Annotated in this window: 19 protein-coding genes; 8 read left to right on the top strand and 11 right to left on the bottom strand. The window is 65.1% G+C overall.

What is annotated here, in order from left to right; translation table 11 throughout:
* Positions 1 to 25: 25 nt before the first annotated feature.
* Both CSW59_RS11605 and CSW59_RS11600 read left to right on the top strand, forming a co-directional pair.
* A complete protein-coding gene (locus CSW59_RS11605; RefSeq protein ID WP_099444181.1) occupies positions 26 to 310 on the top strand; it encodes a zinc-finger domain-containing protein in 285 nt (94 codons plus the stop codon).
* A 3-nt stretch (positions 311 to 313) separates the two neighbouring features.
* Complete coding sequence (locus tag CSW59_RS11600) at positions 314 to 748, top strand: acyl-CoA thioesterase (RefSeq protein WP_013081035.1); 435 nt, start codon at positions 314 to 316, stop codon at positions 746 to 748.
* 1 nt (position 749) lies between these two features.
* Here the strand turns inward: CSW59_RS11600 and CSW59_RS11595 are convergent, their stop codons facing one another.
* From CSW59_RS11595 to epmA, 4 genes are all read right to left on the bottom strand, one after another.
* Entirely contained in the window at positions 750 to 1,451 is a 702-nt protein-coding gene (locus CSW59_RS11595; RefSeq protein WP_099444180.1) for a VIT family protein, read from the bottom strand.
* Between the two features lie 80 nt (positions 1,452 to 1,531).
* On the bottom strand, positions 1,532 to 1,966 hold the full coding sequence (locus CSW59_RS11590) for a tellurite resistance TerB family protein (RefSeq protein WP_099444570.1): 435 nt from the start codon (positions 1,964 to 1,966) through the stop codon (positions 1,532 to 1,534).
* A 46-nt stretch (positions 1,967 to 2,012) separates the two neighbouring features.
* Positions 2,013 to 2,198, bottom strand: coding sequence for a hypothetical protein (locus CSW59_RS11585; protein ID WP_099444179.1), 186 nt, complete (start codon positions 2,196 to 2,198; stop codon positions 2,013 to 2,015).
* Between the two features lie 216 nt (positions 2,199 to 2,414).
* A complete protein-coding gene (gene epmA, locus CSW59_RS11580) occupies positions 2,415 to 3,461 on the bottom strand; it encodes an EF-P lysine aminoacylase EpmA (RefSeq protein ID WP_099444178.1) in 1,047 nt (348 codons plus the stop codon).
* Positions 3,462 to 3,581: 120 nt separating this feature from the next.
* Between epmA and efp the strand changes: the two genes are divergently transcribed.
* On the top strand, positions 3,582 to 4,148 hold the full coding sequence (efp, locus tag CSW59_RS11575) for an elongation factor P (protein WP_099444177.1): 567 nt from the start codon (positions 3,582 to 3,584) through the stop codon (positions 4,146 to 4,148).
* A 335-nt stretch (positions 4,149 to 4,483) separates the two neighbouring features.
* Positions 4,484 to 4,750 carry a PH domain-containing protein gene (locus CSW59_RS20795; RefSeq protein ID WP_161495051.1) on the top strand — a complete coding sequence of 89 codons (267 nt, stop codon included), beginning with the start codon at positions 4,484 to 4,486 and terminating at the stop codon, positions 4,748 to 4,750.
* Positions 4,751 to 5,083: 333 nt separating this feature from the next.
* Here CSW59_RS20795 and leuB read toward each other — a convergent pair whose 3' ends face one another.
* From leuB to trmD, 6 genes are all read right to left on the bottom strand, one after another.
* Positions 5,084 to 6,136, bottom strand: a complete 1,053-nt coding sequence (gene leuB, locus CSW59_RS11565) for a 3-isopropylmalate dehydrogenase (RefSeq protein ID WP_099444175.1) — start codon at positions 6,134 to 6,136, stop codon at positions 5,084 to 5,086.
* Positions 6,137 to 6,161: 25 nt separating this feature from the next.
* A complete protein-coding gene (locus CSW59_RS11560; protein WP_099444174.1) occupies positions 6,162 to 6,464 on the bottom strand; it encodes a putative quinol monooxygenase in 303 nt (100 codons plus the stop codon).
* 129 nt (positions 6,465 to 6,593) lie between these two features.
* Positions 6,594 to 7,202 (bottom strand): 3-isopropylmalate dehydratase small subunit, encoded by a 609-nt coding sequence (gene leuD / locus CSW59_RS11555; RefSeq protein WP_099444173.1) that lies wholly within the window; start codon positions 7,200 to 7,202, stop codon positions 6,594 to 6,596.
* On the bottom strand, positions 7,199 to 8,638 hold the full coding sequence (gene leuC, locus CSW59_RS11550; RefSeq protein WP_099444569.1) for a 3-isopropylmalate dehydratase large subunit: 1,440 nt from the start codon (positions 8,636 to 8,638) through the stop codon (positions 7,199 to 7,201). The genes leuD and leuC overlap by 4 nt, the downstream gene beginning before the upstream one ends.
* 372 nt (positions 8,639 to 9,010) lie before the next feature.
* On the bottom strand, positions 9,011 to 9,403 hold the full coding sequence (rplS, locus tag CSW59_RS11545; protein WP_099444172.1) for a 50S ribosomal protein L19: 393 nt from the start codon (positions 9,401 to 9,403) through the stop codon (positions 9,011 to 9,013).
* Between the two features lie 2 nt (positions 9,404 to 9,405).
* Entirely contained in the window at positions 9,406 to 10,143 is a 738-nt protein-coding gene (trmD, locus tag CSW59_RS11540) for a tRNA (guanosine(37)-N1)-methyltransferase TrmD (protein ID WP_099444171.1), read from the bottom strand.
* A 117-nt stretch (positions 10,144 to 10,260) separates the two neighbouring features.
* Between trmD and CSW59_RS11535 the strand changes: the two genes are divergently transcribed.
* Positions 10,261 to 11,838 carry a ubiquitin-activating E1 FCCH domain-containing protein gene (locus CSW59_RS11535; RefSeq protein WP_099444170.1) on the top strand — a complete coding sequence of 526 codons (1,578 nt, stop codon included), beginning with the start codon at positions 10,261 to 10,263 and terminating at the stop codon, positions 11,836 to 11,838.
* Positions 11,839 to 11,896: 58 nt separating this feature from the next.
* On the opposite strand, the gene CSW59_RS11530 is transcribed toward CSW59_RS11535, so the two are convergent.
* Entirely contained in the window at positions 11,897 to 12,832 is a 936-nt protein-coding gene (locus CSW59_RS11530) for an isopenicillin N synthase family oxygenase (RefSeq protein ID WP_099444169.1), read from the bottom strand.
* A gap of 174 nt (positions 12,833 to 13,006) precedes the next feature.
* On the opposite strand from CSW59_RS11530, the gene CSW59_RS11525 reads away from it, so the two are divergent.
* The 3 genes from CSW59_RS11525 (at position 13,007) to CSW59_RS11515 (ending at position 15,986) form a co-directional block, all read left to right on the top strand.
* Positions 13,007 to 13,681 carry an OmpA family protein gene (locus CSW59_RS11525; RefSeq protein WP_099444168.1) on the top strand — a complete coding sequence of 225 codons (675 nt, stop codon included), beginning with the start codon at positions 13,007 to 13,009 and terminating at the stop codon, positions 13,679 to 13,681.
* Between the two features lie 105 nt (positions 13,682 to 13,786).
* Positions 13,787 to 14,851, top strand: a complete 1,065-nt coding sequence (locus tag CSW59_RS11520) for a fatty acid desaturase (RefSeq protein WP_099444167.1) — start codon at positions 13,787 to 13,789, stop codon at positions 14,849 to 14,851.
* 91 nt (positions 14,852 to 14,942) lie between these two features.
* Positions 14,943 to 15,986: a helix-turn-helix domain-containing protein gene (locus tag CSW59_RS11515; protein ID WP_161495050.1), complete on the top strand. Its 1,044-nt coding sequence runs from the start codon at positions 14,943 to 14,945 to the stop codon at positions 15,984 to 15,986.
* The last annotated feature ends 2 nt before the right edge of the window (positions 15,987 to 15,988 follow it).

Below are 15,988 nucleotides of genomic sequence, written 5' to 3'. Positions count from 1 at the left end.
CGATCCGAATTCGAGGACTCCGAAGATGGCCAAGGCCAAGACCCCGACCGCCAACGCGACCGTTCCGACCGCCATGGACCCGGCGGCGATCGCCGGTCCCGCGCCGGAGACGATTACCGTCCGCTCGCACCGCATCGCCTGCGAGGGCGTCGGCGGCGCCTTGGGTCATCCGCGCGTCTGGCTGGAGATGGGCGCGGCCGGCTTTGTTGACTGCCCCTACTGCGACCGCCGCTTCGTCGCCGCGACGGGCGAGGGCGACGAGAGCGAGCTGCAGGCGCCTGGCGTCTACGAAGGCGCTGGCGGCCACTAAGCCGTGAACGACAGCGTTCCGACGGACCAGCGGGCCGAGACCCTCGCCAAGGCCTGGGAAAAGGCCGAGTGGCCGCACGAGGCGCCGGTGCTGCGCGCCATCGCCATGCCGTCCGACACCAATCCCGAGGGCGATATCTTCGGCGGCTGGCTGCTGTCCCAGATGGACCTCGCGGCCGCCTCGATCGCCTTCCACCGCGCGGCGGGCCGCTGCGCGACCATCGCCATCGACGGCATGACCTTCATCAGCCCCGTTTTTGTCGGCGACGAGGTCAGCCTGTTCGCCAAGGTCGTCCATACCGGCCGCACCTCGATCAAGGTGGCGGTTGAGGCTTGGCGCCGCCGGCGCGACGGCGAACAGGCGCACAAGGTGACCGAAGGCGTTTTCACCTTCGTGGCCATCGACGAGCACCGCAAGCCGCGGCCATTGCCGGTCTAGCCTAGACGACCGCGCCGAAGACCTTGCCGATCAGGGCCGTGGCCGCCAGAGCCAGAGCGCCCCAGAACGTCACGCGGATCACGGACTTCAGCGGCGGAGCGCCGCCGGCCCAGGCTCCGAGCCAGCCCAGGACTCCCAGAGCCGCCAACGTGGCGATCGTCACCACGGGGATCATCGTCCCCTGGGGCGCGATCACGGTAACGATTAGCGGCATGGCCGCGCCCAAGGCGAAGGTGGCCGCCGAGGTCAGGGCCGCCTGAACCGGACGCGCGGTCAGGTGCTCTGAAATACCAAGTTCGTCGCGCGCATGGGCGGCCAGTGCATCGCCAGCGTTTAGCTGGACAGCAACCTGTCGGGCGAGGTCCGGCGTCAGGCCACGCGCGACATAGATCGCGGTCATCTCGTCCAGCTCTTCTTCGGGGCGGGTCGCCAGTTCCTGCCGCTCGCGCGTAAGATCGGCGGCTTCGCTGTCGGCCTGCGAACTGACGGAGACGTACTCACCGGCCGCCATGGACATCGCGCCGGCCACAAGACCGGCGCCGGCGGCCAACAAGATCGCACCGCGCGAAGTCTCCGCCGCCGCGACGCCGACCACCAGCGCGGCGGTGGAGACAATGCCGTCATTTGCGCCCAGAACGGCGGCGCGCAGCCATCCGATCCGCGATACTGCGTGTCGTTCGACGTGGGCCTTCAACCGAGCCATGGGGTTCCTTTCGGTCGGATCAGACCGGAAGGAGGGCGCGCAAGGCTCTGCCGGGTCAAGCGTCGCGGACGCCTAAGGGCTCAGTGCGCCAGGTCGAAGCGCTCTGCTGGCACGCCGAGCCAGGCGCAGATGTCGAGAATGACCTGCCGCTCGTTCGCCTCAAGCCCGCCATCGGCGATCGAAACCGCCACGGCGGCGGCGGCGACCTCGATGGCTTCGGCGCGGCCCTTGATCTGCCGGATGGTCATTTCCGCTTCGGCGCGGGCTTCATCGGGTCGGGTCTCGAAACGAGCGTCCAGGGCCTCGAACGCCTCAAGGACATCATCCACGCCGAACGGGATCAGCCCGGACTGTCCGCGAATCCGATCTAGCATCCGGCCGCGCTCCTCGGTGGAAACCTCGCCGTCGGCATGGGCGATCAGGGCGCAGGCCGCGACCACGGCGTCGAGCTGTTCCAATTGGCGAGGCGTCCAGACGTCGGTGGGCGCAAGCGCCTTGCGCGGGGCGGTGTTCATGGTCGTTTCCTCGTCTTTGTCGTTGTCCACGGGCTTTGAGGTCGCCTCAAGCCCATCGGGCGGTGGCGGCGTTCAGCTCGATCGTCCAGAGCCGCTCCTGGAGGCTCTGCCGTCGTAGGCTCCAGATTTGGATTTTGGCCTTGTCCGGATTGGGCCGCGCGCTTTCCTCGCGCATGGCTATGGCCAGGCGCGCGATTTCCGCGCGGAGCTGCTGAGCGTTCATCAAGGGCATCTGTTTGCACTCCTCTGTTGGGGAGCGCGCCGATGCCGGGGCGAAGGGGCTTGGGGGTGGGAAGCTGCCTCCAGGACCCAGCATCGAGCGCACTCGATGCGGTCCGACATCACGGCCGACGCAAGCGTCGAGACGTCAGAGGGGCCCGGCCCGCAACTAGGACTTTGGGAGGAAACCCGTCAAACTCAAGAGGGGCGCGAAAGTTTTTCGCGTTATTCAGCCCACGACGGGGGTCCACAGCACATCTTCGATACGCCGGGCGCCGGTCGCTAGAAGGACCAAGCGGTCGAATCCCAGGGCCGATCCAGAGGCCTCGGGCATATGGGCGAGGGCGGCGAGAAAGTCTTCGTCCAGCGGATGGCGCTCTCCGTAGATCCTGGCCTTTTCATCCATTTCCATGACGAACCGACGGCGCTGCTCGACCGGATCGGTCAGTTCGCCGAAGGCGTTGGCCAGCTCGACGCCGCAGGCATAGAGCTCGAAGCGCTCGGCCACGCGCGGGTCAGCGGCCTTGGGGCGCGCCAGGGCGGCTTCGGGTATGGGGTATTCGCAAAGGATCGTCGGGCGGCCTGCGCCCAGGCGTGGCTCGACTTTCTCGACGATGATCCGGCTGAAGATGTCGGCCCACGTATCGTCTTCGGCGACGCGAACGCTGGCCGCGCTGGCTGCGGCGGCTATAGCGTTCCGGTCTGTCGCCCCGTCCGACGCCACGCTAGAGAGAAGGTCGACGCCGGCATGGCGCTCAAAAGCCTCGGCCACTGACAGCCGCTCGGGCGGAGCGAACGGATCGCACGCCATACCTCGAAAACCGAAGCTCTTTGTCCCCGCTGTTTCCGCGGCCAGCGTCAGCAGCGCGGCGCAGTCGTCCATCAAAGTCTCATAGGCCGCTCCGGCGCGATACCATTCCAGCATCGTGAACTCGGGGTGGTGCAGCGGTCCGCGCTCGCGGTTGCGCCAAACCTTGCCGAGGCTGAAGATCTTCTCCTCGCCCGCCGCGAGCAGCTTCTTGCAGGCGAACTCGGGCGAGGTGTGCAGGTAAAGGGGCGTAGTCTCGCCAGCCGCGCTCAAGGCTTCGGTGGCGAAGGCGTGCAGATGCGCCTCGGCGCCCGGTGAGACCTGCAGGGCGGCCGTCTCGACCTCCTCGAAGCCTTGGCGCTCGAACCAGGCCCTAACGGCCTTGGTGATCCGATTGCGGGCCAGCAGGAAGGGGCGGCGGTCTTGGTGGACGTCGGAGCGCCACCAGGTCGAGGAAGGGTGCTGCAAGGGCTCAAAACCGAAGAGACTGGAGATTTCGGCCCTTTCGCTATAGGAGGGCGCTCACGGATCAATAGCACGAACGCGCCCGCGGCCTCGCGCGCGCTTTCCACCAAGGAACGTAACTACGTGAAGGTCGCAGCCAGCTCGCTCCGCAAAGGCTCCGTCGTCGACATGGACGGCAAGCTCTATGTCGTCTTGACGGTCGACAACATCCACCCCGGCAAGGGCACGCCGGTGACCCAGCTGAACATGCGCCGCATCTCGGACGGCGTGAAGGTTTCGGAGCGCTATCGCACGACCGAGCAGGTCGAGCGCGCCTTCGTCGACCAGCGTAACCACACCTTCCTGTACCAGGACGGCGAGGGCTTCCACTTCATGAACCCGGAGACCTACGACCAACTCGTGGCGACCGAAGACGTGATTGGCGACGCCGCGCCCTACCTGCAGGAGAACATGACGGTTCAGCTGTCGACCCACAACGACGTGCCGATCGCCATCGAGCTGCCGCGCACCGTGGTTCTGGAAATCGTCGACACCGAGCCGTCGGTGAAGGGCCAGACCGCGTCCTCGTCGTATAAGCCGGCCGTGCTCAGCAACGGCGTCAAGACTACCGTCCCGCCGTACATCACCGTCGGCACCAAGGTGATCATCCTAACGGAAGACAACAGCTATCAGGAACGCGCCAAGGACTAAAGTCTTCGGAGCGCTGAAACAGGAAAGGCCCGGCGGGAAACCGCCGGGCCTTTTCTCTACGCGGGAACGGGGGTGCTTCAATCCAGGCGGGCGTGCTCGACGAAGCCTGTATCTCGGGTTGACACCGGACCGTGCCCTACTCAGAGTGAAGCGGGCTATTTTATTTTGGGGGTGTGCGAATGGCGCGTTATATTGACCAAGTTATTACTGGCGATGAGAAAATCTTGTTCGACGCCAAGGTTCACTGGGGAATATATATCTGGCCAGCTTTCTGGACGATAATCAGCTTTGGCTTGCTGTTTCCGCTTACTTTATTCTGGTTCATCGGCGCTCTGATGTACCAGCTGAACTCTGATTTCGCCGTGACCAACAAGCGACTGATCGCGAAGTTCGGATTCATCAACCGGACCACGATCGAGCAGCGCCTGAACAAGGTCGACACGATAATCGTCAACCAGGGCGTGCTAGGCCGCATCCTGAACTACGGCAAGATCATCGTGCGTGGCACCGGCGTCTCGGCCTCGCCGTTCGGCCCGATTGCCCAGCCGCTGGACTTCAAGCGCGCCATCGAGGAAGCGATCGAGGCCACCGAGGCCAGGTAAGACTTCTCCGTCGGGAACAAAGAAAGGCCCGGCGGTCTATCGCCGGGCCTTTTGCTTTGGCGGGGCGTGCTCGGCTAGAGCCCTCTCCGATCTGATTGATCCAATCAGATCGGATAAAAAAGCTCTATTTCAAAAGTTTAGAGCATTTTTCGATCCGATAACCGTTTCACACTTGTCGGAAAATGCTCAAAAACTCCGCCGACACCGTCACGAAGCCCATGCGCGGGGGCTGCGGGAAGGCAACGCCGTAATGACGTTGCGCTGACGCCACGGTTGGGCGCGGACACGCTTTGAGAAGGGCCGCGAGCGCGGCCTTTCCCAAGAGCTCAGCGGCTACAGATTGGCGATGACAGCGTCACCCATCTGGGCGGTGGTCAGGGCCCCGCCCAGATCGCGGGTCTTGGCCCCTTGGTCCAAGGTCTTCTTGACCGCCGCGAGCAGGGCGTCGGCGGCTTCGACCTGCTTCAGCGACCAGCGCAGCGCCATCTCGAACGACAGGATGGCCGCGAGCGGGTTGGCCACGCCCTTGCCGGCGATGTCGGGCGCCGAGCCGTGGATCGGCTCGTAGAGGCCTGGCTTGTTCGGATCGCCGATAGCGGCCGAGGGCAGCATGCCGAGCGAGCCGGTCAGCATGGCGGCGGCGTCCGACAGAATGTCACCGAACAGGTTGTCGGTGACGATCACGTCGAACTGCTTGGGCGCGCGGACCAACTGCATGGCGCAGTTGTCGGCCAGTATGTGCTCCAGCTGGACATCCGGATATTCGCGGGCGTGCAGTTCGGTGATGACCTGCTTCCACAGCAGGCCCGACTCCATGACGTTCGACTTCTCAGCCGAGTGGACCTTGTTGGTGCGGCCCCGGGCTAGCTCGAAGGCCACGCGACCGACGCGCTCAATCTCGCTAGTCGTGTAGACGGCCGTGTCGAAGCCCTTTCTCTGACCATCTGGCAGGGTCTCGATGCCGCGCGGCTGGCCGAAGTAGACGCCGCCGACCAGTTCGCGGACGAACATGATGTCCAGGCCCGAGACCAGTTCCGGTTTCAGACTTGAGGCGCCGGCCAGGGCTTCGAAGCAGTAGGCGGGGCGCAGGTTGGCGTAGACGTTCATGGCCTTGCGCAGGTTCAGCAGCCCGGCCTCTGGGCGCAGATGGCGCGGGGCGTCGGCCCATTGCGGGCCGCCGACGGCGCCCATCAGAACGGCGTCGCTGGCGATGGCTTGGTCACGCACCTCATCCAGAAGCGGCGCGCCATAGGCGTCGTAGCTCATGCCGCCATAGGGCGCTTCCTCGACCTTCAGGTCCGGGGTGAGGGCAGCGGCCACGCGGCGGACTTCGGCGCAAACTTCCGGGCCGATGCCGTCGCCGGGCAGGAGCAGCAGGGTGGACATGAAGCTTCTCTCTTAGATCTCTGACTTAGATTTGGCGGTAGGCGGAAACGTCGAAAGACTGGAGGTCGCGGCCGTGCACGCCCAGTTCGGCGCACGCGGCGCGCCAGGCGGCCATGTGCGGCGTGGCGCGATGGAATTCCAAGGCCGCCTCGCTTTCGAAATGCTCGTATACGCGGATCAGGCCGGGGTCGAGCGGGTCCTCGGTCAGGGCGTAGTCCAGACAACCCGGCTCGGCCCGCGTGCCCTCGACTTGGGCGCGGAGGTGCGAACGCAGCTCGGCCAGGCGCTCGGGAGCGATGCGGATCGTGCCGGCGAGGATCAGGGTCATTGGGAAGCCCGGTCTAGGTTGTCATCCCGGCCGTAGCGCAGCGAAGAGCCGGGACCGCAAGAGCGCTGGCGCTTCCGGCGGTCCCGGTTCTACTTGCTTCGCGCTTGACCGGGATGACAGTTTTTACGGCTACGCCTCCAGCCAGGGCTGGCTGATGGCGCGCTTGTTTTCAAAGACGTCGATGTCGGTCGCGTGCTGCATCGTCTCGCCAATCGCGTCGAGGCCCTTGAGCATCTTCTCCTTGCGGACCGGGTCGATCTGGAAGGTGAAGGTCTTGCCTGACGGCGAGATCACGGTCTGGGCTTCCAGGTCGACGCTGACCATGTGGTTTCCGCCCTTGGCCTCGTCCATCAGGACGGCCAGCTCCTCCGACTTCACGACCACCGGCAGTAAGCCGTTGTTGAAGCAGTTGTTGTTGAAGATGTCGGCGAAGCTGGTGGAGATCACGCACATGATCCCGTAGTCCATCAGGGCCCAGGGCGCGTGCTCGCGCGAGCTGCCGCAGCCGAAATTGTCGCCGGCGATCAGGACGCTGGCGCCCTTGTACTCGGGCTTGTTGAGCACGAAGTCGGCGATCTCGTTCCCATCGGCGTCGAAACGGAAGTCGTAGAACAGGCCCTTGGCCAGGCCTTCGCGCTCCACGGTCTTCAGGAACTGCTTCGGAATGATCTGGTCGGTGTCGATATTGGCCAGCTCCAGCGGAGCCGCGCGGCCATCGAGGCGGATGAAGGCTTTCATGGGGCGGTCTCCGAGAGCAGCGTCCGCACATCGACGAGATGGCCGGCGATCGCCGCCGCCGCCGCCATGGCGGGCGAGACCAGGTGTGTGCGGCCGGCGCGGCCTTGGCGGCCCTCGAAGTTGCGGTTGCTGGTCGAGGCGCAGCGCTCGCCCGGTTGCAGCTTGTCGGGGTTCATGGCCAGGCACATCGAGCAGCCGGGCTCGCGCCAGTCAAAGCCGGCGGCCTTGAAGATGGCGTCCAACCCTTCGGCTTCCGCCTGCTCCTTCACCAGGCCCGAGCCGGGCACCACCATCGCCTTGACGTGCGGCGCCACGAGGCGCCCGTGCAGGAAGGCTTCCTGAACCACGGCGGCGGCGGCGCGCATGTCTTCGATGCGGCTGTTGGTGCACGAGCCGATGAAGACGCGGTCGATCCTGGCCTCGGTGATCGGCTGGCCGGCGGTCAGGCCCATATAGTCGAGGGCGCGGTGGGCGGCGGCGCGCTTGTCGGGCGTGGCGAAGCTTTCCGGGTCGGGCACATTGCCGGTGACCGGAATGACGTCCTCAGGGGACGTGCCCCAGGTCACCATCGGAACCAGGGCCGAGCCGTCGATGACGACGGTGCGGTCAAAGACGGCGTCGTCGTCGGTGAAGAAGGTCTTCCAGTGGCTAAGCGCCATGTCCCAGGCCGCGCCCTTCGGCGCCGCCGGCTTGCCCTGGATGTAGGCGAAGGTCTTCTCGTCCGGCGCCACCAGGCCGGCCTTGGCGCCGCCCTCGATGGTCAGGTTACAGAGGGTCATGCGACCCTCCATCGAGAGGCCCCGAATGGCTTCGCCGGCGAACTCGATGACATAGCCGGTGCCACCGGCCGTGCCGATCTCGCCGATCACGGCCAGGGCCACGTCCTTGCCAGTCACGCCAGGCGCCAGCTGGCCGTCGACGCGGACCAGCAGGTTCTTGGCCTTCTTCTGGCGCAGGGTCTGGGTGGCCAGGACGTGCTCGACTTCGGAGGTGCCGATGCCGTGGGCCAGGGCGCCGAACGCACCGTGGGTCGAGGTGTGGCTGTCGCCGCAGACGATGGTCATGCCCGGCTGGGTGCGGCCTTGTTCGGGACCCACCACATGGACGATGCCGTTACGGATGTCGCCCATCGGGAAGAATTCGATGCCGTTGTCAGCGACGTTGCGAGCCAGCGTCTTGAGCTGCAGGCGCGCTTCCTCGTCCTTCACCGCGTCGACGCCCAGCGATTGGCCTTCGGTCGGGATGTTGTGGTCGGCCACGGCCAGGGTGCGATCGGGCCGGCGTACTTTGCGGCCGGCCGCGCGAAGGCCCGCGAAGGCTTGCGGCGTGGTGACCTCATGGATGAGGTGCAGGTCGATATAGAGGATCGCTTCGCCGCCTGCTTCGCTGACGACGTGGGCGTCCCAGATCTTGTCGTAAAGGGTTTTACCGGACATGGCGGGGATATAGGGCGGATCATGCGTCAAAATCCAGTGGCGCCCCGCTGATGCGACAAATTCTTGCGCCCCGTGGCCGCTGAGCGACGAGAAAACGCAAAGGGCGCGCCCGTCTTTCGACCTGTCGGCGCGCCCTCGCATCGTTTTCAGCCTTCGGGGGCCGATGGGCTCCGCCCGAAGAGGGCCGTCCACTAGAAAGGAGACGGTCTGGAAGCCCGGGCGACAAAGCGCCGGGGGTGAAAAGATGATCTCACGGAACGTCGATTTGTCAATCTTTGTGCGAACGCACGCAAACTCGGTCGCCGCGTTGGGCCAAAGAAAAGGCCCCGGCGTTTCCGCCAGGGCCTCGATCTTTCGCGATGACGACGAAGATTACTCTTCGGTCGCGGCGGCCTTCGGGCCACCGGCGCGCTCGGCGATACGGGCCGACTTACCGCGACGGTCGCGCAGGTAGTACAGCTTGGCGCGACGGACGACGCCGCGACGCTTGACTTCGATGCTTTCGATGCTCGGCGACAGCAGCGGGAACAGACGCTCCACGCCTTCACCGAACGAGATCTTACGGACCGTGAAGCTCTCGTGGACGCCCGTGCCGGCGCGGGCGATGCAGACGCCTTCGTAGGCCTGAACGCGCTCGCGCTCGCCTTCCTTGATCTTCACGTTGACGCGCAGGGTGTCGCCGGGACGGAATTCCGGGATCGCGCGGGCGGCCAGCAGACGGGCCGATTCTTCTTGCTCAAGCTGAGCGATGATGTTGATCGCCATGATCATTTCTCCTTGGGCTTACCCGTTTTCGGGTCGCCTTTTGCCTGTTGATTGGCGAGGTGGGCCTCCCAGAGATCCGGGCGCCGCTCGCGGGTCGTTTCTTCACGCATACTCTTGCGCCATTGGTCGATCCGCTTGTGATCGCCCGACAGCAGCACCTCGGGGATGTCGAGCCCTTCGAACGTCCGCGGTCGCGTGTACTGCGGATGCTCGAGGAGGCCGTCCTCGAAGCTTTCTTCCAGCGTGCTCTCGATATTCCCCAGAACCCCCGGGGCAAGTCGAACGCACGCCTCGATCACGACCATCGCCGCCGCTTCGCCACCGGCGAGCACGGCGTCTCCGACCGAGACCTCCTCGAACCCTCGGGCGTCGAGCACCCGCTGATCCACCCCTTCGAAGCGGCCGCACAGCACCACGATACCGGGCGCCTTGGACCACTCCCTTACGCGCGCCTGGTTCAGGGGCCTGCCCCGGGCGCTCATGTACAAAAGCGGTCGTCCATCGAGCTCCACGCTATCGAGCGCCGAGGCGATGACGTCCGCTTTGAGCACGGCTCCCGCGCCGCCACCCGCAGGGGTGTCGTCGAGGAAGCCGCGCTTATCCTTGGAAAAGGCGCGAATGTCCAGTGTTTCCAGACGCCAAAGGTCCTGTTCCTTCCAGGCGGTCCCGATCATCGAGACGCCGAGCGGGCCCGGAAAGGCCTCGGGGAACATGGTCAGGACGGTGGCGGTGAACGGCATGGGCGCTGTTTAGCCGCAGCGGGCGTCAGAGTCGAAGGGCCGGTTGTTTACCCAAGGGGTTACCGGCTTGTTCACTAGGGGCCGCTCAAGGTGGATGAGCATTGGTTGGATTGCTGGATGTCGCGCCTCACCCGCCTTTTCCGCCGTCTCGGGCGTGATGACCGGGGCGCGATCGCCATACAGTTCGCGCTGCTGGCCATTCCGATGTCGATCCTGGTCTTCGCCCTGATCGACCTTGGCCGCATCAGCCTGCAACGACACCAGATGCAGGACGCCCTGGACGCCGCAACCTTGATGGCGGCGCGGTCCACGGCGGTGACGGACGTTGAACTGGAGGCCGTCGGCGACCCGGCCTTCCTGGCCGAGATCGCGGAGCTGGACCTGGGGCTTTCGGCCTCGAACGCCACATTCAAGGCGGGAACAGGCAACCACATCGTGGGGACCGCATCGGCGACGGTAAAGCCGATCATCGCCCATCTATGGACGCAGTCTGACTTCACTCTCACGGCCAATTCCGACGTGGTGCGCTCATCCAAGAACCTCGAGGTCGCCGTGGTGCTCGACATCACCGGCTCGATGAGTGGCTCGCGCATCACCGACCTGAAGACCGGCGCCGCCGACCTTGTGGACATCGTGGTCAAGGATCAGCAGTCGCCGTTCTACTCGAAGGTCGCCATCGTGCCCTATGCGGTTGGGGTCAATGTCGGGAGCTATGCCGATGCGGTTCGCGGCGCCGTCACCGCGCGGGCCATCACGGACGTGAGCAGGGCAAACCCTGCGGTCGTGGCTTCGGCCGCTCACGGCTTCATTGTCGGGGACAAGGTGACGATCAGCGGCGTGTCTGGCCCGACCATGCTGAACGGCAACACCTACAGCGTGACGGCCGCGTCCGCGAACAGCTTCACGATCAACGCCAACACCGCCAATGCGCCGAGCTACGTGTCTGGCGGCGTGGCGGCCTGCGACACCAGCACCAATCCGGGGTGCCTGAACTTCACCTTCACCAGCGCGAACTTTACGACGGTCACGCGCAAGCTCAGCACCTGTGTGACGGAGCGAACCGGGACCTACGCCTATACCGACATGGCGCCGAGCATCGCGCCTGTGGGGCGCAACTATCCGAATCCGAACTCGAACCCCTGTCCAAGCGCCACCATCACGCCCTTGTCGAGCGACCGCACCGCGCTGAAGACCCAGATCAGCGCTCTCTCGATCGGCGGCTCCACGGCGGGCCAGATTGGCTTCGCCTGGGGCTGGTACATGATCTCGCCGAATTTCGGTTATCTCTGGCCCAGCGCCACCCAGCGTCCAGCGCCTTACAAAACCAAGGATCTGGTGAAGGTGGTGGTGCTGATGACTGATGGCGCCTTCAACACGCCCTACTGCAAGGGCGTGATCGCCAAGGACGCCGGCTCGGGCAGCGGATCGGCCAGCGACCATATCAATTGCACAGCGACGAACGGCGATGCGTTCAGCCAGACCCGCAAGCTGTGCGACGCCATGAAGGACCCGGCGCTGGATCTGACCATCTTCACCGTGGGCTTCGATGTCGGCGGGGACGCCAACGCCACGAGCATGCTGAAGTACTGCGCCACCGACGCCCAGCACGTCTATTTTCCGGCGACCGGCTCGGAGCTGAAGACCGCCTTCAAGTCTATCGCTCAGGAGATCTCGTCGCTTCGGATCGCGAAATAGATAAGGGCGGCGACCCATGGCCGCCGCCCTTGTCGGTCTTTCTCTCTGACAAGGCGCCTTAGGCCAGCTTGATCTCGCGCAGGCGTTGCTGAAGGAATTCGTCGGCGGTGATCGACTCCGGATAGCGGTCCGGGTTCTCCGCCGTGACGCAGCTGGGCAGGGTCTTGATCTCGTAGTCCGACGCGAAGTGCAGGAAGAACGGCGTCGAATAGCGCGCGAAACCGCGGCGCTCCGGCGGCGGGTTGACCACGCGGTGCACCGTCGAAGGCAGGACGTGGTTGGTCAGGCGCTCGAGCATGTCGCCGATGTTGATCACCAGGCAGCCGGGCGGCGGGTTGATCGGCAGCCATTGGCCGTCGCGATCCAGCACCTCCAGCCCGCCTTCTTCGGCGCCGAGTAGCAGGGTGATGGTGTTGATGTCGCCGTGGGCGCCGGCGCGCACCCCGGTCGCGTCCACCGGGATCGGCGGATAGTGCAGCAGGCGCAGCACGCTGTTGCCGTCCTTGACGGTCGGCGCGAAGAAGTCGCGGTTTAGCTTCAGGTAGTTGGCGATCGCCTCCAGCACCTTGCCGCCCATGCCGTCCAGAGCGTTGTAGAGCCAGCTGACGCTATGTTTGAACGCCGGGATTTCGGCCGGCCAGACGTTGTCTGCCATGTGCGCGCGGAAGCGGTGGCCGGGCGGCAGGTCGCGGCCCATGTGCCAGAATTCCTTCAGGTCGTAGTGGTCGGCGCCTTTGGCGGTCTCGACGCCGAAGGGGATGTAGCCCCGCGCGCCGCCCTTGACGCCGGCGTATTGCTTCTTGGTGTCGACAGGCAGGGCGAAGAAGGCCTTGGCGGCGTCGACGGCGGCGTCGATACGCGCTTGATCCAGGTCATAGTCCGACAGCACGGCGAAGCCGTAGCGTTCGAAGGACGCGCCCAGCTCCTGGGAGAAGCGCGTGAAGTCCTTCGCGTAGAGCGAGAAGGAAACCGGAGCGATGGCGGAGTTGGACACGTCGACGAGCCTTGGATCTGCGAGCTTCTGAATGAGTAAGTTCCTTATTACTACACCGCGCAGCGATCGACGCGAAGGGCGTTCGTCTCGCTGTCGGCGCAATAGGGGAACTTGACCATAAGTCGGGCGTTTGCCCGTCGGACCTTGATCTACAACAAACCAACGAGGGTTGCGATGACGCGCAAGTTTGCTCTGGCCGCCGTGTTGGTGGGCGCGGGCGCCCTGGCGGCCTGCACGACCACCGATCCCTATACCGGCATGCCGGTCCGCAACAACACCGGAACGGGCGTTCTGGCCGGCGCGGGCGCCGGCGCCCTGCTCGGCTACCTGACCAACACCAACAAGGGCGAGCAAGGCCGCAAGAACGCGCTGATCGGCGCAGGGATCGGAGCCTTGGCCGGCGGCGCGGTCGGCAACTATATGGATCGCCAGCAGGCCGACTTCCGCCGCAGCCTAGAGGGCTCTGGCGTGATGATCCGGCGTAACGGCGACCAGATCGTGCTGGTCATGCCCAGCGATGTCACCTTCGACGTCGACCGCTCTGACATCCAGCCGCGCTTCGTGAGGGTTCTGGACGACGTGGCGCGGACCTTGAACGCCTATACCCAGACGACGATCGACGTGGTCGGCCATGCCGATTCCAGCGGGCCGGATGATTACAATCAGGTCCTGTCGGAACGGCGCGCCAGCGCCGTCGCCGGCTACCTGACCAATCAAGGGCGCGTACTGCCTGATCGGGTCTTCGTTGCGGGGATGGGCGAGCGTCAGCCGATCGCCGACAACGCGACCGCAGCGGGTCGCGCCGAAAACCGGCGCGTCGAGATCGTCCTACGTCCGCTGACCCGCTAGCCAGGCTCGCCAGGCCTGAACCCTTCGGGCCCTTACGAGCACGAAGCGGTTGCTTTTCGCCGCTGTCGTCGCCAATTCGTCACCTTCGAGCCGTGCGAGGGTGAAGTGGCCAAGACAGCGAGCGATAGCGTCAGCCTGACGCGTCAGGCCTACGCCCTGACTGACGATCTGATGAGACCCAACGCGACCGTCTACTGGATCGACCTGCTGATCTCGGCGGCGTTGATGTGGAGCGGCTTCCTGCTGGCGGCGACCACATCGAGTCTGGCGGTCGGTGTCGCCGCCGGTCTGGTCAGCGTTCTGGCGCTCTATCGCGCGCTTAGCTTCATCCACGAGCTGACCCATATTCGCGACGACGAGGCCCCCGGCTTCCGCGTCGGTTGGAACGTTCTGGTCGGCGTGCCGCTGATGACGCCGTCGCTGATGTACGAGGGCGTGCACAACGTCCATCACGTCAAGGACCGGTTCGGCACCGCGCTTGACCCGGAATACCTGCCGCTGTCGCGCTACACGCCACTGTCGCTGGCCGGCTTCCTGTTCGTCGCCTTGCTGGCCCCGATCGGCGTGCTGATCCGTTCGGCGATCCTTACGCCCCTATCCTTCGTTGTTCCGCCACTGCGCCGCGTCCTCAAACAGCGAATGTCCGCACTAGTCATCAATCCCGACTTCGTGCGTGAGGACATGACGAAGATGCGGCCTGAATGGTTGACGCAGGACATCGCTTGCTGGCTTTGGTCCTGGGCGCTGATCGCCGCCACCGTCACCGGCTGGCTGCCTCTCCGCTTCGTCTTGACCGGTTTGGCGATCTTCTCCGTCGCGACCTTTGTCAACCAGGCCCGGACTCTCGTCGCGCACCACTGGGACAACGACGGTGACAATATGAGCCTGGACGAACAGTTCCTGGACTCGGTCAATGTCCCGCCGCCGAACCTGGCGTCCGAGCTCTGGGCGCCGGTCGGCTTGCGTTACCACGCCCTGCATCACCTGCTGCCCAAGCTGCCCTACCACAATCTAGGCAAGGCCCATGCGCGGCTAGCCCAAGCGCTGGCGCCAGACTCACTCTATCATCGTGCGTCCCAAAAGGGACTGTTCGAAGCGTTGACGGCGTTGTTCCGGCGCGTGGGACAAAAGCCAGTCCTAGTTTCTAAAGGGCCGCACGCCGCCGAATAGTTGTAAGCTCTCGACAAGGACAAGGTCCGAGGGCATGGGAGCTTAAGGCGTCGCGGCAATGTTTGCGCGCCGTACCTTGTTCGAGCGTCATATGTCGCTTTCCTTGTCGCTTCCTCGGCACCATGCCGGCACGCGTTTTTCGCCGGGTCGGCGCGGCGTCGCCGACTATGCCGAGGCGATCTCCCCGGTTTTCGATACGCGTCTGAGGGATGTGGACGATGCAGGTCCCGACCTCTGGATCAGCAGCATCAATGTCGGGCCCATGCTGCTCGGCTACGCCAAGATGAGCGGCGGGACCTACAGTTACGGGCGGGACCATCGCAAGATAGCGGCCACGGGCCTGGACCTCATCCTGGTGCAGATCATCGCCCAAGGAGCCGATCGTCGGCAGGCCCATCGCGGCGATATTGAGACAAAGGTCGGTGACATTTGCCTGCTGGATCTGACACGGCCGTTCCAGTCCGAAACGCAGTTCTGCGGCAACTTCAGTCTTGCCATCCCTCGCGAGGCCCTAGCCGCTCGTGATCGCGACCTCGACGACTTGCACGGGCTGGTGCTGCGTCATGATACGCCGGCGGCGCGGCTGTTGAAGGGGCATGTCGAGACGCTGTGGAACATGGCCGGGGCGATTTCGATGCAGGACGCGCCCGCCGTCGGGCGAGCGACCATAGACCTTCTGTCGGGCCTGGCCTTGCCGGCGTCGGATCGCCAAGCGGCCCGGTTGGCGATATCGGAGTCGCGGATCACGCAGATCCGGCGGTTCATCGACGCCAATCTAGACGATCCGAGGCTTGGTCCAGAAACGCTGTGCCGGCGGTTCGGATTATCGCGAGCCTCGCTCTATCGGCTGTTCGCGCCCCTCGGCGGGGTCCGTGAGCACATCCAGGGACGTCGCTTGCGCCGAGCGTTCGACGTGCTGACCGATCCGGCCTTCGCTCATCTGCCGCTCAGCCACGTGGCCGAAACTCACGGCTTTTCGGCTTGGTCCAGTTTCGCCAGGGCCTTCAAGGCGCGGTTTGGCCTAAGCCCCGGCGAAGCGCGGGAGGTTGGCGCGGCCGCCGCCATGCGGGCCTTGAGCGCCGTCGCCCAAGATCAGGGTCTGCCCGATTGGCTGAGGGCCCTCGACGGCGCCTGAGG

Source organism: Caulobacter sp. BP25, assembly GCF_002737755.1.
In the GTDB taxonomy this organism is placed as follows: Bacteria; Pseudomonadota; Alphaproteobacteria; order Caulobacterales; family Caulobacteraceae; genus Caulobacter.
The sequence above is the reverse complement of the archived record's forward strand: the minus strand, read 5'-3'. Positions and strand labels throughout refer to the sequence as shown.